Source organism: Sedimenticola selenatireducens (genome assembly GCF_963675335.2).
Lineage (GTDB): Bacteria > Pseudomonadota > Gammaproteobacteria > Chromatiales > Chromatiaceae > Sedimenticola > Sedimenticola selenatireducens.
The window spans coordinates 196,361-219,494 of the sequence record NZ_CAXXYC010000004.1; the positions used below are offsets into that span (position 1 = coordinate 196,361).

17 protein-coding genes are annotated in these 23,134 nt (G+C 58.1%); 5 read left to right on the forward strand and 12 right to left on the reverse strand.

Annotated features, from left to right (window positions below; genetic code table 11):
- Nucleotides 1–4: 4 nt before the first annotated feature.
- Nucleotides 5–6,394 carry an AAA family ATPase gene (locus ACHZBF_RS12085; protein ID WP_321528576.1) on the forward strand — a complete coding sequence of 2,130 codons (6,390 nt, stop codon included), beginning with the start codon at nucleotides 5–7 and terminating at the stop codon, nucleotides 6,392–6,394.
- Nucleotides 6,395–6,728: 334 nt separating this feature from the next.
- Here ACHZBF_RS12085 and ACHZBF_RS12090 read toward each other — a convergent pair whose 3' ends face one another.
- The 4 genes from ACHZBF_RS12090 to recA all read right to left on the reverse strand — a co-directional run bounded on the left by ACHZBF_RS12090 (nucleotide 6,729) and on the right by recA (nucleotide 11,323).
- Nucleotides 6,729–8,141 carry an aldehyde dehydrogenase family protein gene (locus tag ACHZBF_RS12090; protein ID WP_321528577.1) on the reverse strand — a complete coding sequence of 471 codons (1,413 nt, stop codon included), beginning with the start codon at nucleotides 8,139–8,141 and terminating at the stop codon, nucleotides 6,729–6,731.
- Nucleotides 8,142–8,204: 63 nt separating this feature from the next.
- Nucleotides 8,205–9,431: an alginate export family protein gene (locus ACHZBF_RS12095; protein ID WP_321528578.1), complete on the reverse strand. Its 1,227-nt coding sequence runs from the start codon at nucleotides 9,429–9,431 to the stop codon at nucleotides 8,205–8,207.
- A 397-nt stretch (nucleotides 9,432–9,828) separates the two neighbouring features.
- Complete coding sequence (locus tag ACHZBF_RS12100; RefSeq protein WP_321528579.1) at nucleotides 9,829–10,302, reverse strand: regulatory protein RecX; 474 nt, start codon at nucleotides 10,300–10,302, stop codon at nucleotides 9,829–9,831.
- The gene (gene recA, locus ACHZBF_RS12105; protein ID WP_321528580.1) at nucleotides 10,289–11,323 is read right to left on the reverse strand and encodes a recombinase RecA; all 1,035 of its coding nucleotides are present in this window, start codon (nucleotides 11,321–11,323) and stop codon (nucleotides 10,289–10,291) included. The genes ACHZBF_RS12100 and recA overlap by 14 nt, the downstream gene beginning before the upstream one ends.
- A gap of 161 nt (nucleotides 11,324–11,484) precedes the next feature.
- Between recA and ACHZBF_RS12110 the strand changes: the two genes are divergently transcribed.
- Nucleotides 11,485–12,885: a DUF3422 family protein gene (locus ACHZBF_RS12110; RefSeq protein ID WP_321528581.1), complete on the forward strand. Its 1,401-nt coding sequence runs from the start codon at nucleotides 11,485–11,487 to the stop codon at nucleotides 12,883–12,885.
- 44 nt (nucleotides 12,886–12,929) lie between these two features.
- Here the strand turns inward: ACHZBF_RS12110 and pncC are convergent, their stop codons facing one another.
- On the reverse strand, nucleotides 12,930–13,412 hold the full coding sequence (pncC, locus tag ACHZBF_RS12115; protein WP_273439668.1) for a nicotinamide-nucleotide amidase: 483 nt from the start codon (nucleotides 13,410–13,412) through the stop codon (nucleotides 12,930–12,932).
- A gap of 138 nt (nucleotides 13,413–13,550) precedes the next feature.
- On the opposite strand from pncC, the gene ACHZBF_RS12120 reads away from it, so the two are divergent.
- Complete coding sequence (locus ACHZBF_RS12120; RefSeq protein ID WP_029133432.1) at nucleotides 13,551–13,823, forward strand: cupin domain-containing protein; 273 nt, start codon at nucleotides 13,551–13,553, stop codon at nucleotides 13,821–13,823.
- A gap of 36 nt (nucleotides 13,824–13,859) precedes the next feature.
- The gene (gene mutS / locus ACHZBF_RS12125) at nucleotides 13,860–16,430 is read left to right on the forward strand and encodes a DNA mismatch repair protein MutS (RefSeq protein ID WP_321528582.1); all 2,571 of its coding nucleotides are present in this window, start codon (nucleotides 13,860–13,862) and stop codon (nucleotides 16,428–16,430) included.
- Here the strand turns inward: mutS and ACHZBF_RS12130 are convergent.
- Both ACHZBF_RS12130 and ACHZBF_RS12135 read right to left on the reverse strand, forming a co-directional pair.
- On the reverse strand, nucleotides 16,406–17,281 hold the full coding sequence (locus tag ACHZBF_RS12130) for a methylated-DNA--[protein]-cysteine S-methyltransferase (protein WP_321528583.1): 876 nt from the start codon (nucleotides 17,279–17,281) through the stop codon (nucleotides 16,406–16,408). The genes mutS and ACHZBF_RS12130 overlap by 25 nt on opposite strands.
- A complete protein-coding gene (locus ACHZBF_RS12135) occupies nucleotides 17,274–18,167 on the reverse strand; it encodes a DMT family transporter (RefSeq protein WP_273439685.1) in 894 nt (297 codons plus the stop codon). Before ACHZBF_RS12135 ends, ACHZBF_RS12130 begins: the two co-directional genes overlap by 8 nt.
- Nucleotides 18,168–18,374: 207 nt before the next feature.
- Here ACHZBF_RS12135 and ACHZBF_RS12140 point away from each other — a divergent pair, with 207 nt between their 5' ends.
- Nucleotides 18,375–19,145 carry a DUF3530 family protein gene (locus ACHZBF_RS12140; RefSeq protein WP_321528584.1) on the forward strand — a complete coding sequence of 257 codons (771 nt, stop codon included), beginning with the start codon at nucleotides 18,375–18,377 and terminating at the stop codon, nucleotides 19,143–19,145.
- A gap of 62 nt (nucleotides 19,146–19,207) precedes the next feature.
- Here the strand turns inward: ACHZBF_RS12140 and ACHZBF_RS12145 are convergent, their stop codons facing one another.
- The 5 genes from ACHZBF_RS12145 to xerD form a co-directional block, all read right to left on the reverse strand.
- A complete protein-coding gene (locus tag ACHZBF_RS12145) occupies nucleotides 19,208–19,870 on the reverse strand; it encodes an FHA domain-containing protein (protein WP_029133488.1) in 663 nt (220 codons plus the stop codon).
- A 38-nt stretch (nucleotides 19,871–19,908) separates the two neighbouring features.
- Nucleotides 19,909–20,658 (reverse strand): PP2C family protein-serine/threonine phosphatase, encoded by a 750-nt coding sequence (locus tag ACHZBF_RS12150; RefSeq protein ID WP_321528585.1) that lies wholly within the window; start codon nucleotides 20,656–20,658, stop codon nucleotides 19,909–19,911.
- Between the two features lie 227 nt (nucleotides 20,659–20,885).
- Entirely contained in the window at nucleotides 20,886–21,632 is a 747-nt protein-coding gene (locus ACHZBF_RS12155; RefSeq protein ID WP_321528586.1) for a DsbC family protein, read from the reverse strand.
- 14 nt (nucleotides 21,633–21,646) lie between these two features.
- Nucleotides 21,647–22,129, reverse strand: coding sequence for a YajQ family cyclic di-GMP-binding protein (locus tag ACHZBF_RS12160; protein ID WP_321528587.1), 483 nt, complete (start codon nucleotides 22,127–22,129; stop codon nucleotides 21,647–21,649).
- Between the two features lie 58 nt (nucleotides 22,130–22,187).
- Entirely contained in the window at nucleotides 22,188–23,090 is a 903-nt protein-coding gene (gene xerD / locus ACHZBF_RS12165; RefSeq protein WP_321528588.1) for a site-specific tyrosine recombinase XerD, read from the reverse strand.
- Between the last annotated feature and the right edge of the window lie 44 nt (nucleotides 23,091–23,134).

The window sequence follows — 23,134 nt, forward strand, 5'->3', positions numbered from 1 at the left end:
GCCCATGTTGCGGCTGGGCGGATATCATGACCTGACTCTACTCCATGAAGGGAGCAAATCGGTCATTATCCGTGCCAAACGGGATGCGGATAATCTGCCCGTGATTATCAAACAGGTGAGCCGTACCACGCCGATCAATGACAGCATCAGCCGCCTGCGGCACGAGTACTATCTGCTGCGTGATCTGAATATTCCAGGAGTCATTCGGCCACTCTCCCACCAACAGAACGAACAGCTACTGTTTACCGTCTTCCACGATCAGGGCGGCGACCGGCTGCGACACTTTATACGTAACGAAGCCGGCAACTGGCAGTCACTGCTTCCGTTGATGCATCGGTTAAGTGAACTGGTTGGCCGGATTCACGAAGCCGGTATCACACATAAGCAGATCACGCCCGACAATATCATTGTCAATCACCGCACCGGGCAGGTGGAGATTATTGATTTTACCCTGGCAACCAAACTCGATAGCGAAGAGGCACAACCAGAGACCACTCAGATCCAGCTCGATGCCCTGCCCTATATGGCGCCCGAACAATCCGGAAGAATCAACCGGCGTATCGATTTCAGAACCGATTTCTACAGTCTTGGCATCATATTCTACGAACTGCTGGCCGGTCACCCACCATTCATCGCGCAGGACAAGCTTGAGCTGATTCATAGTCACATAGCCAGGCATCCACCTCCCCTGCATCAGATCAGACACGACATACCCCAAGCCCTTTCGGCGATCGTACTCAAACTACTGGCCAAGGATGCTGCGCAGCGTTATCAGTCCACCTTTGGCCTGACCGCTGACCTCAGCGAGTGCATGCGACAACAACAGGTAACAGGCGTCATCGACACCTTTGCCATTGCGCGCCAGGATCGTCCAGAGCGATTCCTTATCCCACAGCGTCTTTATGGTCGGGAGCACACCATCGGCAAACTGTTGGGCTGGTATGAGCAGACAATGCAGGGCAAGCCACAGACGGTGTTGATTTCCGGCTACTCGGGTATCGGTAAATCCACCCTGGTGAATGAAATACGCGAACAGGTTATCGAACAGAAGGGCATTTTCATCAGCGGGAAATTTGACCAGTTCCGCCGCAGCCGGCCCTACTCGGGAATCATTTTTGCCCTGCAGTCGCTCATCAAACAACGACTTACAGAGCCGGAACAACAGATCGATCTCTGGCGCTCCCGATTACAGGCTGCTCTGGGCGATAACGCCTTTCTGCTGATTCGCCTGATTCCAGAGCTGGAACTAATTATCGGCAAGGCTGTTGAAGCCCAGCGGCTCACACCACACCAGGCACAGAACCTGGTATCACGCATGTTTATCCGTCTGCTGGAGGTCTTCAGTGCCCATGACCGGGCACTGGTACTGTTCCTGGATGATCTCCAGTGGGCCGACATGGCCTCTTTCAATCTGATCAACAGCCTTACAAGAAGCAGCACACTCTCCAATCTGATGTTGGTTGCCAGTTACCGGGAACAGGAGATAGGACCGACACATCCAATCCGCCTGCTGATCGACAACGCAAAAAACTGCCTGAACCAGATCAAGCTCGAACCACTCAGCCAGGAGCAAATTTCTCATCTGCTTGCCGACACGCTGCACCGCGAGCCCGATGAGACCCGCTCACTCGCCTACCTCTGTCTGCACAAAACCCAGGGTAATCCTTTTTTCCTGAAGCAGTTCCTCGGCTCACTGCATAACCAGAAACTGATCTTTTTCAGACAGGGAAAATGGCATTGGGATGAACAAGGCATCCAGAGCCAGGAGATGGCTGATGATGTCATTACACTACTGGTCACCCGTATCGAGAGTCTGCCACAGGACACCCAACAGGTTTTGAAACTGGCGGCCTGTATCGGCAACCGGTTCAATCTCAAAACCCTCTCCGTTGTCTATGATCACGATTACGAATCGACCACCCAGGCGCTATGGCCCAGCCTCTCCGATGGCCTGTTGATTCCACTGGATGAGCATTACCAGATGGCCGAGGCGAATGCCCAGGGGCTGACCTGGTACCGATTTGTTCATGACAGGGTGCAACAGGCGGCCTACTCATTGGTGTTACCCGGACAGAGAAAAACCCTGCACCTGCAGATTGGCCAACTATTGAGGCGAAGCACCCCCGAGAATGAGCTGGATGAGCATATTTTCGAGATCGCCAATCATCTCAATATGGCCAAAGAGATAATAACGCAGCCGGATCAACGCATCCTGCTGGCGGAACTGAACCTACGGGCAGGCCTCAAAGCCCGGCAATCGGCGGCCTGCGAGGGTTCGGCGGAATACTTCCAGCATGGCCTGGAACTGTTGCCGGAAGATTGCTGGTCAAGCCATTACCGGACCAGCCTGGCTATCCATACCGCGGCGGCCGAGAGCGCGTTTGGCCGCTCCGATTTTGTCCGGATGGAAAGCCTGATTGAACAGATCCTGTCTCATACACACTCGCTGCAGGACCAACTGAAGATCCATGAATTGAGAATTCAGGCGGAAACCGCCTGTAACCGGTTTGATCAGGCCCTCAAGATTGCACTGGAAGTACTCTCCCTGCTCGGCATTCAACTGCCGGAATCACCCGGCAGGCTGCGGATTTACCTGACGTTATCAAAAACCCAATGGCAACTCGGCAAATACTCCGAAACCCAACTTCTCGAAGCACCGGAAATCAGCAACCCCCAAATCAAGGCCGCCCTGCCCATTTTGACCAGCATGTTCGGCATCGTGAAGTTTTCCAGCTCATCATTACGTCCGCTGGTTATGGCAAAACAGGTAGAGCTGACGTTAAAGCACGGACTGATGCCCTGTGCCGCACAATCATTTGCGGGATACGGCGGTATGCTGTGCGGCTATTACGGCGAGATAGATAAAGGTTATGCACTGGGCCAACTGGCGCTGAAACTGGACCAGCAACTTCCTTCCAAGACCTCTCATCATAAAACGCTGTTCTTACACTACACCTATGTCGCGCACTGGAAACAGCCACTTACTGAAACTCTGGAACCACTCCTGCAAGGCCATCACCTGGCGCTGGATTGTGGTGATGTGGAATGGGGTGCGTACGCCCTGGCGACCTACATCCAGTACTATTTCTTCCTTGCCCCCAGACTGGATATCCTGAAACAGACACTGACCGAGTACCTGCACCAAATCCGGCTGACCAGGCAAAAGCAGTCGGAAGAGTACTCGCTCTTTACACTACAGACCATTGATAATCTGCTCGGTAACTGCAAACCCGCCAGCCGCCTTGAGGGTGAATACTATCGCGAATCGGAGATGCTGCAGCAGCATAAGGCCAATAATCACAAGACCGCCATCTGTCTGCATTACTTCTACAAAGCGATACTGCACTATCTGTTTGCCGAATATACTGAGGCCGCCTCGGTATGTCGCAAAGGTCTGGGGTATCTCAGCAATATCAGCGGCACCTACACCGCGCCCTACTTTCTCTATCTCTCTGCACTCACCGAGATTGCCCTGTTGACCGAACAACCGTTGCCCGGCAGATTAACCAGTCGACGCAAAATCAGGGGCATCCTGAAACAGCTTGAGCGACTCGCCGGCTTCTCTCCTCAGAACCACAAACATCACGTTCTATTGATCAAGGCGGAACTCTGTCGCATCACCGGGAAGCGGGCACTGGCAATGGCCTACTATGAAAATGCCATCACCAGCGCCGAAAAAACCGCTTTCATCCTGGACAGGGCCCTCTGTAACGAACTTACCGGCCGGTTCTATATCGAATGGGGAAAACCGACGTTGGCAACAGCCAACTTGCAAGCAGCCTGGAATATCTACATGGCCTGGGGCGCGGCCAGTAAATGTGACCAGATGATCCGGTACTACAACCACAATTTTGCCGAACAGTCAGACCTGATTACGGCAGTCCAGGCGGACTACGCACAGGAGCAACAGACGAGGGAATTCAGCAATCAGAATCTGGATATCACCTCGGTGCTGAAAGCCGCCCATACCATAGCGGATGAGATTGTACTTGAGCGTATACTGGATCGGCTGATTACACTGGCCATGGAGAGCGCCGGTGCCCAACGCAGCGTGCTGATGCTTAACCGGGGAAGCGAAATGATCGTTGCCGCCGACACCGATATGGACGGCCAACAAAGGATCAGAGCCGGCACTCCGGTGTCCGGGGCCGGAACCGATTTACCGCTTGCGCTGGTCCACTATGTCTCACGCACCCAGCGCAGCGTAGTGATCGACTCCACTGCCGAGGACCAACTTTTTCTCCAGGACAACTACCTGAGACACAAACCACCCTGTTCCATACTCTGCCTGCCAATCCTGTACCATGGTGAGCTTACCGCCGTCCTCTATCTTGAGAACAGCGAAGCCAGGGGCGTATTCACACCAGAGCGCGTTGAGACCCTGAAGGTACTGGCCGCCCAAGCTGCCATCTCCATCGAGACGGCCAAGCTTTATCGCAGCCTGGAGCAATCCGAGCGGGAATATCGCTCACTGGTTGAAAACGCCATAGAAGGGATCTTCCGAATTTCTCCACGGGGTGAAATCATCTCCGTCAATCCGGCACTCATTACACTGTTAGGCTACGACCCCCAGAAGACCTCCATTAATGCCATAAGCGATATCAGCGGCCAATGTTTCTGCGACAGCGGCCATCTGCACAGTATCCTGACCCTACTGGAAACAGAGCCGCGCGTCACAGACTTTGAGACTTTGTGGAGGCAAAAAAATGGCAATCGGATTCATGTCTCCATTTCCGCCAGAAAGGTGGTGGATGATCGGCACAACCTGATCTATTACGAGGGTACGGTTGCCGATATCAGCGCCCGCAAGGCACGGGAACAGGCCGAGCAGGATCGCTTCAAGGCGGAAATAGCCAGACAAAAGGCGGAAGCGGAGACAGTGGCGAAATCCCAGTTTCTCGCCACCATGAGTCACGAGATCCGCACACCCATGAATGGCGTACTCGGGATGGCACAGCTGCTGTTAAGAGGCGAACTGACAGACAGACAGCGTAGCCAGGTCGAGGCGATCTACCATTCCGGCCAGTCCCTGCTCGACATCCTCAACAGCGTACTCGATTTCAGTAAGCTGGAGGCTGGCAAAATGGAGTTTTCCAGCACACCACTTTCACTCAGAAATGCGTTGACCGACCTGGCTGGCCTGCTGCGTCCCCTAGCTGATGAAAAAGGATTAACACTGGAAATTGATCTGGCCAAAGACTTGCCGGAACAGGTCATGGGTGACGCCCAGGCACTGCACCAGATCCTGCTCAACCTCTGTTCGAATGCGATCAAATTCACTTCACACGGCACTGTAAGAATAGGCGCGAAACCGATTCAGTTCAGCGGCGACGATCTGTGGGTTCGCTTTGAAGTGGAAGATAGCGGCATCGGCATCCCCCTGCAGGCCAGCGACAGGATATTCCAGCACTTCAGCCAGGCCGACTCCTCGATCACCCGTCATTATGGCGGTACCGGGCTGGGACTGGCAATCTGCAAAAAACTTGTGGAACAGTTGGGCGGTGAAATCGGTTATACATCCAATCCCGGCCAGGGCACACTGTTCTGGTTTCAGCTGAACTATCCGCTGCAGACAGACCGCACACCACAACCGCTACCGACCGGCACCATAATGCTCTCTGCACAGCGCATATTGCTGGTAGAAGATACACCGATCAACCAGGATGTCACCGTCGGCCTGCTGGCGCAGGATCATCACCAGGTTGATGTTGCCGCAGATGGCTATCGTGCCATCGAACTGCTTTTGGAAAACACCTACGACCTGATCCTGATGGATATCCATCTGCCCGGGATGGACGGCATGCAGACCACCCGGCAAATTCGCCGTCTGCCTGATCAAACCAAAGCCTCCATTCCGATTATTGCGCTGACCGCATCGGTCACCGATGAGGAGATCGCCCGCTATTACCAGTCAGGCATGAACGATGTCATCGGCAAACCCCTCCTGTATTCCACTCTCAGGGAGACCATGGAGAGGACGCTTGTAGACGGGCATTCGGCATCCGACAAACCGGCAAATCCTGCGCCACAGGCGAATATCGAGCTGTTGAACCAGACCCTGCTGTCTGAGCACATCAATCATCTGGGACACCACCAGTTCAAACAACTGATGCAAAAATACTATGATCAGGCGGACGAACTGCTGATGAAACTGGAGCAAGCGATTGCCGGCTCCAACCGCAACGAGGCCGGCAAACTGGCACACAAGCTGATCGGGGCCAGCGGTAATTTCGGTCTGACTGGGGTACGCCATGCATTATCACGCCTGGAGGCCGATATCCACTCAGCACCGCTCAGCGCACTGGTCCTGCATACAGACCAGACTCGACAGCTCTATTTGCAAAGCCGGGAACTGCTGGAGCAGCAGCTCGCCAAAATGATCATTGAAGCGTGAAAAATGGCTACATCCTGGTTACCTGCTGCATACGATGTGCTGTTTTTGCAGAAGCGGATTTATCCGCAAAATTCGCGACTGAAACCACTCCTACCGCTACGCTTGGCCACCGGAGAGGGATTTGACCTGTAGGAGGTCCGCCCCGGGCCGAATTCACGGCGAGGCGCCGCTCCTACCAGGCAAATCCGCTCACGCACATCCTCTGCTTCGCGGCATAACCCCTTCCCTGGGCAAATCGTCAGGCTAAAACAACATCAACACATAATTGAGCCAGTAAAAAAGGGCAGTGAGAAATCACTGCCCTGCAAGCGCTTAAACGGGATAAACGCGAAGACTACTTATTGATGTTCAGCAATTGGGGCGAGGTGTATTCCAGTAGCCCCTCGACGCCAAACTCGACCCCGAAACCGGACATTTTGCAACCGCCAAACGGCGCATGCGGCAATACCTCGGCATGCCCGTTGATCCAGGCTGTACCGCACTCCAGGCGAGTCGCCACCTGTGTGGCAGACTCGACATCAGCCCCCCACACCGAACCACCCAGACCAGCGTCACAGTCATTGGCGCGGCGCACCGCGTCATCGACATCGCTATAACGAATCACCGGCAGGACTGGACCAAACTGCTCCTCGTCGACAATCCGCATGCCGTCGCTCGCCTCGGCAACAATGGTGGGGGGATAGAAATAACCCCTGCCAGCCAGGCGCTCGCCACCACACAGAATACGCGCCCCGTTGTTTCTCGCATCCTCAACCAGGTCAGACACAATCTGCAATTGCTTTTTGTTCTGCACCGGACCGAAGGTGACACCCTCGTCCATGCCACTGCCCAACTGCTGCTGCTGGGCAATCTCGGTCAGCTTGCTGCACATCGCCTCATAGATGGAATCATGCACATAGAGCCGTTTCAGTGCGGCACAGGTCTGCCCCATATTGAGGAACGCCCCCTGAAAAATCGGCATGGCCACAGCGTCCACATCGGTTCCCGGCAGCACGATACCGGCATCGTTTCCACCCAGCTCCAGGGTCAACCGCTTCAGATTGTTGGCGGCATGGAACATGATGTCCTTCCCAGTCGCCGTAGACCCGGTAAAGACGATTTTATTGATCCGGGTATGGACACTCATGGCCCGCCCGATGTCACTCATACCGGTCACCACATTGACCACCCCTTTGGGCGCCACTTCATCAATCAGCTCTACCAGACGCAGGGTATTCAGAGGGGTAAATTCCGAGGGTTTGATCACCACGGTATTGCCCGTTCTGAGCGCCGGCATGATATGCCATACAGCAATCATCAACGGCCAGTTCCAGGGGGTAATGGAACCGACGACACCAAGTGGTTTGCGGTGCATTTCTATCCGTTTTCCCGGCGAGTCCTCAATCACCTCCACCGGAATATCCAGCTCTGCGGTTGCCCGGGTCCAGGCGACCGCACCACCCACTTCCGCCTGTGCCAGAAACATCGGCTTGCCCTGTTCAGCCACCACGATTTCGGCCAACTCCGTCGCATGGGCTTCAATCTTGTCAGCTATGTCATGCAGTAACTGCTTGCGTGTGTCATTACTGCTGAATTGCCATTGCCTGAATGCCTCGCCCGCCGCGGCGACGGCCGCATCCAACTGACCCACCGAAGCAGTGGGGCATGCCGCCACCACCGCTTCAGTGGCCGGATTCAGCACATCAAAGCTGCCGTTGTCCCCGGCAACCCACGCACCGCCTATAAGCAGCTTGTACTCTCTATTCATAACCGTTATCCATTGATTGTCGTTACCCCTGCGAAAGACCCGCGACCGCCCGGAGATACCCGGTCAAAACGGTACGATGGTCAGGAGCTGGAAATAGGTGCTGGTATCGGCACCGCCCAATTGGGTTCCACCCTGGGCGGCACTCTTTTTCGGATTATAGAAACCGAGTACCGGGCTGAGAATCAGGTGATCGTTCACCACCCATTCGGCAAACAGATCCAATTCGGTGGCATCCAGGTTGCTATTTGATTCACCATTGAAATCAAAGAACAGCGCACCGACCGTCAATGTCTCCATGGGAGTGGCCTTCAGCGCGATATGATGTACTCCGGTGTCGCTGTTAAAGGGCCCTGCATAGTTGGCAGCCACCTCACCCTGGAACCAGGTGCCATAGCCGCGATTAAAGCCGAAGAACAGCGGATCAAACCCGGTATCAAACTGGCTGTAGCGATAGTTCAGACTGGGTGACCAGGCAATATTGGAGAAGGTCCAGCCGGCTTCCATGTACCAGGCATCCCCATCCAGGCGTGTGTTGTCACCCTGATCCTGGCTGGCGTATTCGGCGGACAGAAACAGATTCTCGATACCCATACTGCCCTGAAACCGGACTCCGGCGGTGCGCTGTCCGTCACGGTGGGTATACCCCAGGAATGTCGCCTCGGTGGCATCCACGTCCAGTCCTTTGAGAAAATAGGCCCCCACGGTTCCATGGTCCGACACATGCTCCACATTGAGACCGGCCAACTCCATGCTCGCCTGGGAGGGATTGTCCGACTCCAGCCAGAACAGATCGCCCCTGAAGCCACTATCACCTCCGAGCTTCAGCATCAGACTCTTCTTGAACGCCTTGCGCGCCGCCAGCCAATAAGCCCCACCCCGATCCATATCGGGTGCACCGGGAATTGCCTCAAAGCCTTTTCCAAAGTTGAGCGCATCACCGTTGACCAGAAAGCCATCGCCTATGGTGATATTCTGGCTGCCGGCTGAGATTTCAAACATCTCGTTGCGCCAACCGACATAGAGATCCTCAAAATCGGTCTCTGTTTCATCACCGGTGGTAAATCCGGCCGCATCCCCATCACCAAAGGTTCCTGACGTCACCAGATTGATGGCACCAAACAGCGACCCGGAACCGGCTTTGGTCGATCCGCTGAAACCGTACTTGACATAACCTTCCTGCCAACTGACGCTGCCAGGCGTACCCAGCAGTTGTGCATAGCTTTCGTCGCTATGAAATACGCCGAATATCGCCTCAATATCCAGATTGATTTCCGACGTATCATTCTTCATCAGATTCAATGCCGATGCCGATCCACAGGCTGCACTCAACGCAGCGGCAACGACTCCCCTGATTATGCAGCGCCGTTTATTTATCCTCATAACAGTAGCCTCGATTGCAGATTATTCTTGGTCACACAAAAACGCGGGATTGTTTCCCGGCCAATGGTTTACGCGGTCGAACAATTGGATGCAGGCTAGCTTTTTCCTGTAAACCGGATTTGTTCAAGTTGTAGTGATTTGTTCCGGGTTGTAACAAGATGTAAATGCGCGGCGTGTGGGCGACCTGCGACAGCGATACTGAAAGGAGTTCAGCCAATGATGTCCGCATCTTTAGCACCGGTAATTTGGCTACCGGCGCATGAACCATTGCTGAGGGGGAGAAAAGGAATATTGAGGGATTAAGGGATCAGAGCTCCCCGGCGGGATCACTCCAGAGGAAACTGCGAATCAGCTCGCAGGGAAAACCACGGTATTCAAGGAACCGGGCACGCTTGGCACGCTCCCGGAAATCCGCTGGCAGGGAGTCACCGAACTTGCGTCGACAACACTGACTTATCAGGGTCAGCCACTCGCTGTCTCCGGGGTCTGTCGAGGGATCGGCGAGGGTGGAGGCCACCCCTCGCTCCAGCAGCTCCTGTCTGATCCTGACCGGTCCAAAACCCTTGAGTTTGCGACTGCTGACATACTGTTCGACAAAACGGGCGTCACTCAGATAGTCCTGCTGTTCCAGCCCATCCAGCACCTGTTCCAGCAACGCCGGCGCGTCGCAGCGGGACTGCAGCTTGCGGCGCAATTCCGCCCGGCTGTGCTCTCTGATCGCGAGCAGGCGGACCGCCGCCTGCTCAAGTTCCGCTCGTTCCGACAATTCAGACCTCGACACCGACCTCCACCTCGTCCGATTTAACCTCGGGCTTGGGGAACGCCTGCTGACGAATCTGATCCTCCAGGTGCTGGGCGATGTCTGCGTTCTCTTTCAGGAAATTGCGCACATTATCCTTGCCCTGGCCGATGCGGTCGCCGTTGTAGCTGTACCAGGCGCCGGACTTCTCCACCAGACCGTATTGCACACCCAGATCGATCAGCTCACCCTCGCGCGAAATACCCTCGCCATAAAGAATTTCGAAGTTGACCTGCTTGAAGGGCGGCGCCACCTTGTTCTTCACCACCTTGACCTTGGTCTCGTTACCGATCACCTCATCGCCCTTCTTGATGGCACCGGTACGGCGGATATCGAGCCGAACGGAAGAGTAGAACTTGAGGGCGTTGCCGCCGGTGGTGGTTTCCGGATTGCCGAACATCACGCCGATCTTCATGCGGATCTGGTTAATGAAGATGACCACGCAGTTGGAACGTTTGATATTGGCCGTGAGTTTACGCAGCGCCTGGGACATCAACCGCGCCTGCAGACCGACGTGGGTGTCGCCCATGTCGCCATCGATCTCCGCCTTGGGCGTCAGCGCCGCCACCGAGTCGACCACCACCACGTCCACCGCGCCGGAGCGCACCAGCATGTCGGTGATCTCCAGCGCCTGCTCGCCCGTGTCGGGCTGAGAGACCAGCAACTCGTCCACATTCACGCCCAACTTCTCGGCATACTGGGGGTCCAGGGCATGCTCGGCATCGACAAAGGCGGCCGTGCCACCCTGCTTCTGGGACTCGGCCACGATATGCAGGGTAAGCGTGGTCTTGCCCGAAGATTCAGGACCATAGATCTCGATCACGCGCCCCTTGGGCACACCGCCGATACCGAGCGCGATATCCAGATTGATCGAGCCGGTTGAGATCGCTTCGATATTCCTGATGGCCGTGCCGTCACCCATGCGCATCACCGCACCCTTACCGAACTGTTTTTCGATCTGACTCAGTGCGGCACCCAAAGCCTTCTTGCGATTTTCGTCCATTGTTTCCCCCGGTTTGACTAAAGGCGACATCCCGCCACCCGACAAGTTCTATTGATGTTCTCTATTATTGCACAGCCACAGGCTCAAGTCATGAGCCTGTTCAACTTTATTTAATTCAACATAAAGCAAATGGGAATCCATCGCCGACAGGGCGATATCAAATGGAAATTCAATCCGATCACCGGCCCCTGGAGCACGATTCCGGGTACAATCAGCACGGTGTACCTTTTAATCCCTATCCACTGAACAGGGCAGACAGCATGTTACCAGGAGAGACCGTCGGCATCGCCAATTATCCTTTACGCAGCCAGCTGGCCAGCGAGGTTCACGCCCGCCCCTACGAACAGCTGACCGCACCGGTGCAGGCGAGCCATCTGGCGATCCTCTCGGACGAGTCCCTGCTGGGAAAAGAGCGGGAGATGATCGGCGAGCTGTGCGAACGCTTTCGCGTGGCCCCGCCCTCCGCGTCGGCCCGCCACCACAGCGCCGACATGGGGATGTTCCGTCTGAAGTGGGAGCGTCACAGTGAATTCTCCAGCTACACATTCTTTCACCATGCCCCCTTTGATCAGCCGTTTCAGGAGACCGCCATCAGCCGGGTACCGGCGGACTGGCTGGAACAGTTGCCCGGACAACTGTTGACGGCTGTACATCTGGCGCTGGCTCCCCGGGACTACCCGAAACAGGAGATCGAGGAGCTGGCCACGCTGTTCGCCAGCAACACAGTGACCGGCTCGTTGGTGACCGGTGGCGCCGCCCGGGTCTGGACCGATTTTCATATCCACGCCGATGGTTTCAGCCGTTTCCTGATCCAGGACGACCATCTGCGCAGCCGCCAGGCCGGACGCCTGATGCAACGTCTCTATGAGCTGGAGCAGTACCGCCTGCTGGCCCTGCTCGCCTTCCCTCTGGCCCAGCAGTACGGCCAGCAGCTCAACCGGCTGGACCAGGCGCTGAACAGCCTGATCGGCGAGATTGTGGACATCGACAACCTGGAGGATGAGCGTCATGCGCTGGAACAACTGACCGGCCTGGCCGCCCAGGTGGAACAGGTCGCCTCCACCACCAGCTACCGGTTCAGTGCCGCCACCGCCTACTACGACATTATCCAGCAACGCCTGGCGGAATTGCGGGAAGAGCGCATTCAGGGGGTGCAGATGCTGCATGAGTTCATGCAACGTCGCCTGGCGCCCGCCATGCACACCTGCCAATCAGTGGATCAGCGTATCCAGGGTCTGGCTACCCGCATAGCCCGCGCCTCCAATCTGCTGCGCACCCGGGTGGACGTGAGCATGGAGGGACAGACCAAGGATCTGCTCCGATCCATGGACCGTCGTGCCCACTTGCAACTGAGGATGCAGGAGACCGTGGAGGGGCTCTCGGTGGTGGTGCTCAGCTATTATCTGCTGGGCCTGGTGGGATATGGCCTGAAGGGACTCAAGTCGACAGGTATCGGCATCAATGTGGAACTGGGCATCGCCCTCGCCATCCCGGTAGTGCTGGTTGCCGTGTTTTTCGGCGTCCGGCGATTGAAACGGCTGGCGGGACACGCGGGCGACTGAGCCGGCATAACGGTTGACTCTCCTGCATGGGCAGGAGTCAACCGTTACAACTGGGCCAGAACGCCCCGCAGCGCCACCGCCACCGCCTGTCGACGCACCGCCTCCCGATCACCGGCAAACCGGTGGCAGGCGGCGACCACATCGCCCTCCCGGCGCTGCCAGGCAAACCAGACGGTGCCCACCGGCTTCTCCGGGGTACCGCCCCCGGGACCGGCAACACCGCTGACTGAAAGCGCCAGATCGGCGCGGCTGTTCACCAGGGCACCGGTCACCATCTCCCGCACCACCGCTTCGCTGACTGCGCCATGGGCCGCCAGTGTCTCTGATTTCACCCCCAGCATTTCCTGCTTGGCCTGGTTGCTGTAGGTAACGAATCCCCGATCGAACCACTCGCTGCTGCCGGCGATATCGGTCAGTACCTTGGCGATCCAGCCGCCGGTACAGGATTCCGCAGCGGCCAGCTTCAGTCGGTGCTTCAGTAATTGTATCGCCAGCTCATGCGCCTGTTGTGCCAGTTCATTACTCATGCGGACAGTATCTGAGTTCCCCCCCGTAGACGCAAGCCGTGCGGTTTTGTCATAACCTATCGCGACAGATCGGGCCTGACCATCCGCACGATTTGGGCTACACTGTGCGGCCCTGAATCAGCAACTCAGAAGGTCCCTATGCAAATCCTTTGTGAACACAAGGCCTCGCCGGCCAAACTGGAGATCCTGGGTGTATTTGAATGGCCTATCTGGGAAAAAGAGGTCTCCGAGTTTCCCTGGCAATACGACCGCACCGAGGTCTGCTACTTCCTGCGTGGCCAGGTGGAGATCACACCGGATGGCGGCGAACCCCAGACCTTCGGACGCGGCGACCTGGTTACCCTCCCGGCCGGTCTCTCCTGCACCTGGAAAATCCTCAAGCGGGTAGAGAAACACTACAGCTTCGAATAACCCCACAGCCGATCAACCGAGCCGCCGCACAGCCTCATGAGCAACACCGCCAGCCCATCCCACACACCCATGATGCAGCAGTACCTGCGCATCAAGGCCGACTATCCGGATATGCTGGTGTTTTATCGCATGGGGGATTTCTATGAGCTGTTTTATGGCGATGCTGAACGTGCCGCGCGGCTGCTCAATATCACCCTGACCAAGCGCGGCCAGTCGGCCGGTCAGCCGATCCCGATGGCCGGCATCCCCTATCACGCCGCCGAGGGCTACTTGGCGAAACTGGTCAAGCAGGGCGAGTCGGTGGCGATCTGCGAACAGGTGGGCGACCCGGCCACCAGCAAGGGGCCGGTGGAGCGCAGGGTGCAGCGCATCGTTACCCCCGGCACCGTCACCGATGACGCCCTGCTGGAGGAGCGGCGCGACAACCTGCTGGCCGCCCTGGTTCAGCAGGCCGACCACTTCGGCCTCGCCACCCTCGACCTGGGCAGCGGCCGCTTCGTAGTACAGCAACTGGCCGGCAGCGAGGCACTGGCGGGCGAGCTGGAACGACTGCACCCGGCGGAACTGCTGCTGATGGAGGACTACACCCTGCCGGATGGCCTCACCGCCCCCGGTGGCACCACCCGCCGGGCCGCCTGGCATTTTGACCGGGACAGCGCGGAACGGCTGCTGACCCGTCAGTTCGGCACCCGCGACCTGGGGGGCTTCGGCTGCACCGACCTGCCGCTGGCGATCGGCGCCGCCGGCTGCCTGCTGCAGTATGTCAAGGATACCCAGCAGAGCGCCCTGCCCCATCTGCGCGGTCTCTCGGTGGAGCGGCGCGAGGAGGCGATCATTATCGACGCCGCCACCCGGCGCAACCTGGAGCTGGACAACAGCCTCAGCGGCCAGGCCCGACATACCCTGGCCGGCATCCTGGATCGCACCACCACGGCAATGGGCAGCCGCCTGCTGCGGCGCTGGATCAACCGCCCGCTGCGCGACATCATTCAGGTTCGGGAACGGCACGACGCCATTGGGCTGCTGTTGCAACAACAGGCATTTCCAGAACTGCAGGAGAGTCTGAAGGGCATTGGCGATATCGAGCGCATACTGGCACGGGTGGCGCTGAAGAGCGCACGGCCAAGGGATCTGGCGACCCTGCGGGACTCCCTCGATCAACTGCCAGATTTGCAATCACAACTGGCGACACTGGACGCGCCACTGCTGCAGCGACTGGCCGGCGAATGCGGCACCCATCCCGACACCCTGGACCTGCTCCGGCGCGCCGTGATCGAGCAACCGCCGATGCTGATTCGTGACGGCGGCGTGCTGGCCGAGGGCTATGACAGCGAACTGGATGAGTTGCGCAATCTGTCCCAGAATGCCGATCAGTTCCTGCTTGATCTGGAAATCCGGGAGAAGGAACGCACGGGGATCGCCAACCTGAAGGTGAGCTACAACCGGGTCCACGGCTACTACATCGAGATCAGCCGAAGTAAATCCGAACAAGTCCCTGATGACTATGTACGCCGCCAGACCCTCAAGGGCAGCGAACGCTTCATCACTCCGGAGTTGAAGAAGTTCGAGGACCAGGTGCTGTCGGCACGGGAGCGTTCCCTGGCCCGGGAGAAGATGCTTTACGAGGCGCTGCTGGAGACCCTCCAGGCGGTTATCGCCCCGCTGCAGCAGTGCGCCGCAGCTCTGGCGGCGCTGGATGTGATCAGCAACTTCGCCGAACGGGCCGAGACCCTGCAACTCAGTCCGCCGCAGCTGGATGACACCCCCGGCATCCACATCGAGGATGGCCGGCACCCGGTGGTGGAGCAGGTGAGCGACGCCCCGTTCGTCGCCAACAGTGTTGATTTCAGCGACCAGCGGCGCATCCTGATCATTACCGGGCCCAACATGGGCGGCAAGTCCACCTACATGCGCCAGACCGCGCTGATCGTCCTGCTCGCCTATGCCGGAAGTTTTGTACCGGCCGGTTCAGCCCGGATCGGCCCGGTGGACCGGATCTTCTCCCGCATCGGCGCCTCGGATGATCTGGCGGGCGGCCGCTCCACCTTCATGGTGGAGATGGAGGAGACCGCCAATATCCTGCACAACGCCAGCGAAAACAGCCTGGTGCTGATGGATGAGATAGGCCGCGGCACCAGCACCTTCGACGGCCTGTCACTGGCCTGGGCCTGTGCCGTGGAGCTGGCCACCCGCATCCGCGCCTTCACCCTGTTTGCCACCCACTATTTTGAGCTGACCACCCTGCCGGAGGAGTACCCGGGCATTGCCAATGTCCACCTGGACGCGGTGGAGCATGGTGAATCCATCGTCTTCCTGCACGCGGTTCGGGAAGGCCCCGCCAACCAGAGTTATGGCCTGCAGGTGGCGGCCCTGGCGGGCGTCCCGCGTTCCATCATCAAGCGCGCCGGTCGGCGATTGCGGGAGCTGGAACTCTCTGCCCGGCAGCACAGCGACCAGCACGCCAGCCAGCTCTCCCTGTTTGCTGTGGAAGCAGAACCGACACCCCCCTCGCCCGCCCTGGAGGCGCTACGGCAACTCGACCCGGACGAGCTGACCCCGAAACAGGCGCTGGACGCTCTCTATCATCTCAAGTCGCTGTGTGACTGAGCCGCTTCACGCTGGGCCGCCTCCCAGCCCTGGATGACCAGCTTGCGCTCGCTGCCCCAACGATACTGTCCGGGCTCGCCGGTCTCACGGATTACCCGATGACAGGGGATCAGGTAACCGATCCGGTTAACCGCCAGGGCCGAGCCGACCGCCCGCGATGCCCCGGGCGAACCGGCCAGGGTGGCCAGCCGGGAATAGGAGATCAGTTCACCGGAACCGACCCGAAGCAACGCCTCCCAGACCTTGATCTGAAAATTGGTGCCGCGCAGTACCAGGTGCAGGGTGCCCGGTTGCGGCCGCGCCGCAAAGATTTGCCCAGCCAGTCGCGCAGCCTGCGCCTCATCCCGTCGCAGGCCGGCTTCGGGCCATTCCCGGGTCAGTTCATCCTCAAAACGAAGTTCCTGTTCGTCGTGGAACCCCAGGTGACAAACGCCGTGTGGCGTCCAAGCGATCAGGGCCATGCCGAAGGGGCTGGCGCCCCAGCCGTAGCCGATCTCGAGACCCGCCCCTTGAGCCTTGATCTGTCCGGGGGTCATCGCCTCACAACTGATCATCAGATCATGCAGCCGGCTCGGCCCGGAGAGTCCGGCCTCGAATGCGGCATCCAACAGCGAGCGCGATTCACGCAACGCCGCCCTGGCCCGCTCCTTGGTCAGATACTGCAGGAAACGTTTCGGCGAGACCCCGGCCCAGCGACTGAACAGGCGCTGAAAATGGTACTCGCTTAATCCCACCTCGGCGGCGACCTCGCGCAAAGGCGGTTGCCGATCGGCGTGTTCACGCAGAAAGCGGATCGCCCGGGCAATGCGCCGATACTGAAGCTGCGATTCGCTGGCAGAGAAGTCAGACATGTTGATCCGCCTTGGAAAAATAGAGCCGGCGCGGCGAGAACCCGGTCACCAGGGCGGTACCGACGATCACCACCAGTGAACCGGTCAGGGTATACCAGCCGATCACCTCACTTAGGAACAGATGTCCCCAGAGCACGCCGAACATCGGGATCAGAAAGGTCACGGTCAACGCCGAAGGCGCTCCCAGGTCCTGAATCAGGCGGAAATAGAGCAGGTAGGCGATACCGCTACAGACGACACCCAGCGCAATGACGGAGGCGATCACCGCCCCGTCCGGCGTCCCGGACATGGGAAAAAATGGCACTACCGGCAGCATCAGCAGTGTAGCGGCCCACATGCTACCGTGGGCATTGCTGAAGGCATCCACCGATCGGGCGTTGCGGGCATAGGTCGAGGCGATGCCGTAACAGAAGGCCGCACCCAGCGCCGCGGCAATCGCCAGCGGCGCTCCGGGACGCAGGGCCACCTGATCAAAACCCACCAGCAGGGCGACACCGGCAATCCCCAGCAGCAATCCAGCCAGGGTCTTCCCGGCCAGCACGGTGCGTGTCCATAGCGCGACAATTACGGCGCCCCAGATCGGTGCGGTGGCATTCAATATCGACAGCATCGAGGCGGACAGCGTCTGGGCGGCGTAGCTGAACAGCAGAAACGGCAGTGCCGAGTTGAAAAAGCCCAATATCAGGTAATGCCGCCAATGCTCACCAAGCCGTAGACGTTTACGCAGATACCAGCCCACAGCAGCCAGAAACAGCGCCGCCAGACCGACCCGCCACTCCACCAGCCAGGCCGCCCCCAATACCGGCGCACCGATGCGCATGAACAGAAACGAGCCACCCCAGATCGCTGCCAGGCAGAGAAGGCGTACAAGGCTGGCGCTGTCCATATCGTGCTCCTGACTGGAAATAGAGTACCGGTGACCCTGTTACCAGAGTTTGTCCACCGGCAACTGTTGAACCCACTATAGATAGCGCGGTAGCACGATACCACCCGATTCTTGCGCTCTTCCCCTGGCACCGCTCAGGCGTCATAGACGTTCAGCCCATTGACTCCTATGCTTCATTATATGGTTTGCTTCAGGACAGGGTTGGTCGTGAAAAACTTCTCTTGGCTCATACTGCTGTGGGTCATTCCCACGCAGGCATCCGATCTGCAGCGCGAAGCGCGCTGGGCGAACCAGATTGTGGATGCCATTGTGGTTGGTGAGCCGATATGGCTCGAAGCCGGGAACCACCGATTCCTCTCCATCTACACTGAACCGACCGATGAAAAACGTCACGGTGCACTCATCCTGGTACACGGGATCGGCGTGCATCCGGACTGGCCGGAGGTGATCAATCCATTGCGCGAACAGTTGCCGGAACAAGGCTGGGCAACGCTTTCGCTGCAGATGCCGGTATTAAGTGCGGATGCGGGGGTCAATGAATACTACCCAATTTTTCCCGAGGCACTTCCACGTATCGAAGCCGGCATGCGCTACCTGCACCAGCAAGGATACCAGACCCTGGTGATTGCCGGACACAGCCTCGGCAGCGAGATGGCGGCATACTGGGTTTCACAATCCACTGACGGAGCACTCAAGGGGTTTATTGCCGTGGGGCTCTCCGGCGCCGAACGGGCCGGTTATGGCGACACCCTGGGGCACTTGGAAAAAATTGCCCAACCGACCCTGGATATTTTTGGCGAACACGATCTGCGCACCGTCAGCCTGACGCGCACAGCACGTTTGGACGCTGCCCGGCGGGGCGGAAACAGCGCTTACAGCCAAGTGGAGGTGAAAGGGGCCGGACATATGTTCCGGGGTTACGATGCACCGCTGGTGGAGGCGGTCGCGAAGTGGCTGGGCGGGCTGACCAGGGATTAAAGCCGGGCCAGAACCAGGCCAGTCATACCCTCTAGGCTCCACAACCGGACCCGCGCAACCCCTTACTGGGCGAAGGAGATCTCCGCCATGTACTCACCCACTTCCACCACGTCTCCCTCCTGCAGCTGAACGCCGCCCTTGGAGTCGATCTCCTTGTTGTTGATGCGCGGGAAGCTGGAGCCGCCGATATGAAGCAGATAGAAACCCTGGGGGCGTCTCGCGATCACGGCCACATTCTCACCCGGCTTACCGATGGTGAAGAGTGAACGATCAATCTTCTCAAGATTGCCCTTGTTCGGTCCGCGGAAGAAACGCAGCGTGGCGCTCTTGGGCAGGAGCTTTCTTACCGGACTCGCCCGCCTGGCACGGGCGGCGGCGACCACTTCTGGTTGAATCACAACCGTCTTGTCCAGGTCTCCTTCCGCTTCCTCCTCCGGTACATCCACCACCAGATCCAGCATGTAGCTGCCGATGGCCAGCCGGTCACCCGCCTTCAGTGCGTGCTTGGTGATGCTGCGCCCATTCAACTGGGTGCCATTGGTGCTGCCCAAGTCCTCGATATAGAGATCGGTATAAATGCGCCTGATGGTTGCGTGGTGCCGGCTTACCGACGGATCGTTCAACTGCAGATCGGACTCCATGTCCCTCCCGATGGTGATTATCTGCTTATCAATCGCCAGCTCATCCACCAGGGCATCGTCTTTTTTTATAACCAGCTTTTCCATCGTTACTCCCGACCCAGAGTTATCTGGCCGCATTCACCTTAAAGTTGGGGGCATACCAGTGCCAGTGAAACATTATCCAGACCGCCGTTGTCCAGCGCTGTCTCCAACAGACGTTCGGCAGCGTCGTTTATGTCGCCGTCTGCTTCCATCAATATATTCAGCATGTCCTGATGCGGGATCATGTTGCTTAGACCATCTGAACAGAACAGGTAGAGGTCGCCCGGCGCCACATCCGAGACCCCGACATCTACCTCAACTGTCTCATGGATGCCCAGCCCACGAATCAGGACATTGCCCTTTACCCCGGCATCCAGCGCTTCCTGTACAGTGTCAAACATTCCCTCGTCCACAAGCGCCTGGATCATGGAGTGGTCCCGGGTCAGCTGTTCCAGCCTTCCATTACGCAAGCGGTAGAGCCGTGAGTCACCCACATGGCCATAGTGCACCCGATTATCGCAGAACAATGCCACCACCACCGTGGTGGCCATTCCCTCGTAAGCCGGCTCGGCCAGCATGGTAGAGAGAATCGATTCATTCGCCACCTCCACCGCCGATCGGATTGTTTGCGATGACAGTGTCGTTTCATCATTCGTGCAGAGTGGCAATAGATCCGCGGTTATCGCTTCAACCGCCAACTGACTGGCCACTTCCCCGGCATTATATCCGCCCATGCCATCCGCCAGAATCACCAGGCCGTGTGCTTCCAGCACCGCCACGCTATCCTCGTTGATTTCCCGAACCCGCCCCTTGTCGGAACAGGCAACAGCACGGATGGGCAGTACATTCATATTCTAATTACTAATCCTGACCCAGTCGGCCGGAATCACCTTGCGCAGAGTGGCGATGTTCCATGAGCGTGCTATCGGCAACTTTTCCATCAGACTTGAATCTTCAGACACTACGACCAATTAATCTGTAAACGGCTGCACATTTCTGCAAGGTAAGGGAGCTTATGAAGCAAATCCGCCCCCGTGCAGCACCTTATGGGCAAAATAGGGGGAGTAACCAGATTGATTCAGGGTTGTTGCAGCCGCTTCATCTTACCCAGAATTTCATACAGACGCTCGGCCGAGACATAACCCGGCAACATATCCCCGTTCTCCAGCACCATGACCGGTGCACCCGATACCCCCATGCGCCCCCCCAACTGCCAGTGGTTGTGCACCGGATTTGGGCAAGATCCCGATTCGGCCGGCTCACCGGCCATCGCCCGGTCTATCGCCTGCTGTCTGTCCGGGGCGCACCAGACAGCCACCGCCTTGGCAAATGAGTCGCTACCTAATCCGGCCCGGGGATAAAACAGATATCGCATCCGTATACCCCGATTGGTGTATTGATCGATCTCCTGATGCAGTTTGCGGCTGTAGGCGCTGTCGATATCGGTAAACACGGTGACGGTGTATTTGGTCTGCTCCGGCGGCTCGAATATCAGCATATTCTGCTCACCGACCGCATCCACGGCAGCCACCGTGATCTCGTTCAGGCGGGGGTTGGTGAGATTTTTCTGCTGCTCCAGATCGATGATCTCCCCCTCAATCAGAAAACGGCCGTCACCGGTCACGTAGACCAGCCGCGCTCCCACCACCACTTCAAAAATATTGGGTATCGGGGTGCGGCGGATGCTGTCGGGAAGAATATCCGGCAACAGCAGTGCCAGGCTCTGGCGCACCTGTGCAATCTGCCGGTCATCGGATTGGGCGACTGCCGGGCCGATCAGGAGAAACAACAGCAACCACAGGGCCGGGCCCCGACAAAACTCCACGCAGCTGTTCACCATCAGTCCCGGAAATTGATGTACTTGAGGGGCAGATCGAACTCGGTCTGTTTGAACAGGGCGATCACCTGTTGCAAGTCATCCCGGTTCTTGCCGGTTACCCGGACCTGATCACCCTGTATCTGGGCCTGCACCTTGAGTTTGCTGCCCTTGATCATCTTCACCATTTTACGCGCCGTATCGGTCTCGATACCCTGCTTGATCAGCACCTTCTGGATAGCGGCGTTCAGTGTGGTTTCCGGTTCCTTGATATCCATGCAGGTGATATCCACCTTCCGCTTGACCATTTTCTGGCGCAGAATATCCATCATCTGGTTGAGCTGGAACTCCTGCTCGCCCTTCAGGGTGACCTCAGTGTCGTTCAGTTCATAACTGCACTTGGTCCCCTTGAAATCAAAACGGGTGGATATCTCCCGCTTGGCCTGATCGACGGCGTTACGCACCTCCTGAATATCCACTTCGGAGACGATATCAAATGACGGCACGGCTTGACTCCTCTTACACGTTGCTACGGGTCGGTCAAGGCTAACATATTGCCGCAACTCAGGCGCGGGGATGGTGCTGTTGGTGCAGGCTCTTCAGGCGCTCCCGTGCCACATGGGTATAGATCTGGGTGGTGGAGAGGTCGCTGTGTCCCAGCAGCATCTGCACCACGCGCAGATCGGCGCCATGATTCAACAGGTGGGTGGCGAAAGCGTGTCTGAGCGTGTGGGGCGAAAGGTGCTTGCTGATCCCGGCGGTGGCCGCATGTTTCTTGATCCGGTACCAGAATGCCTGACGGGTCATGGCGGCCCCACGCCGGGTCGGAAACACGTCGTCACTGAGCCGTTCGCCCAGCAGATCATAGCGGGCCGAGCGGATGAAACGGGAAAGCCACTCCAGCGCCTCGTCCCCCAGCGGAACCAGTCGCTCCTTGCCCCCCTTGCCCATGACCCGGACCAGTCCCTGATTCAGGCTGAGCTGGGAAAAACGCAGTCCCACCAGCTCCGAGACCCGCAGGCCGGTGGCATACAGCAGCTCCAGCATGGCCCGGTCCCGCAGCCCTTCCGGGTCATCGGTGTCCGGGGCTTCCAGCAGCGCCTCCACCTCCTGCTCGGTCAGTGACTTGGGCAGCGGCCGGCCCAGCTTGGGCGCATCGATCCGGGCCGAAGGGTCCAGTTTGACCCATCCCTCCCGCAGGGCGTGTTGATAGAACTGGCGAAAACAGGAGAGCATGCGTGCCGTGGAGCGCGCCTTTTTGCCCGCCTGCGCACAGACCGCCAGATAGGCCTGCAGATCCCCACGGCCCGCCTCCAACAGGGTCACACTCTGCCGCTTCTCCAGCCACTCGGCCAGCTTGACCAGGTCCGACTGATAGGCGGACAGGGTATTGCGACTGAGCCCCCGCTCCATCCACAACGCATCGGCAAAACGTTCTATGATCGTGCTATCCACCACTTCCGTCATCACTGCTCACCCGGTAAACACCCACCGTTAGTTTATCCCCTCTC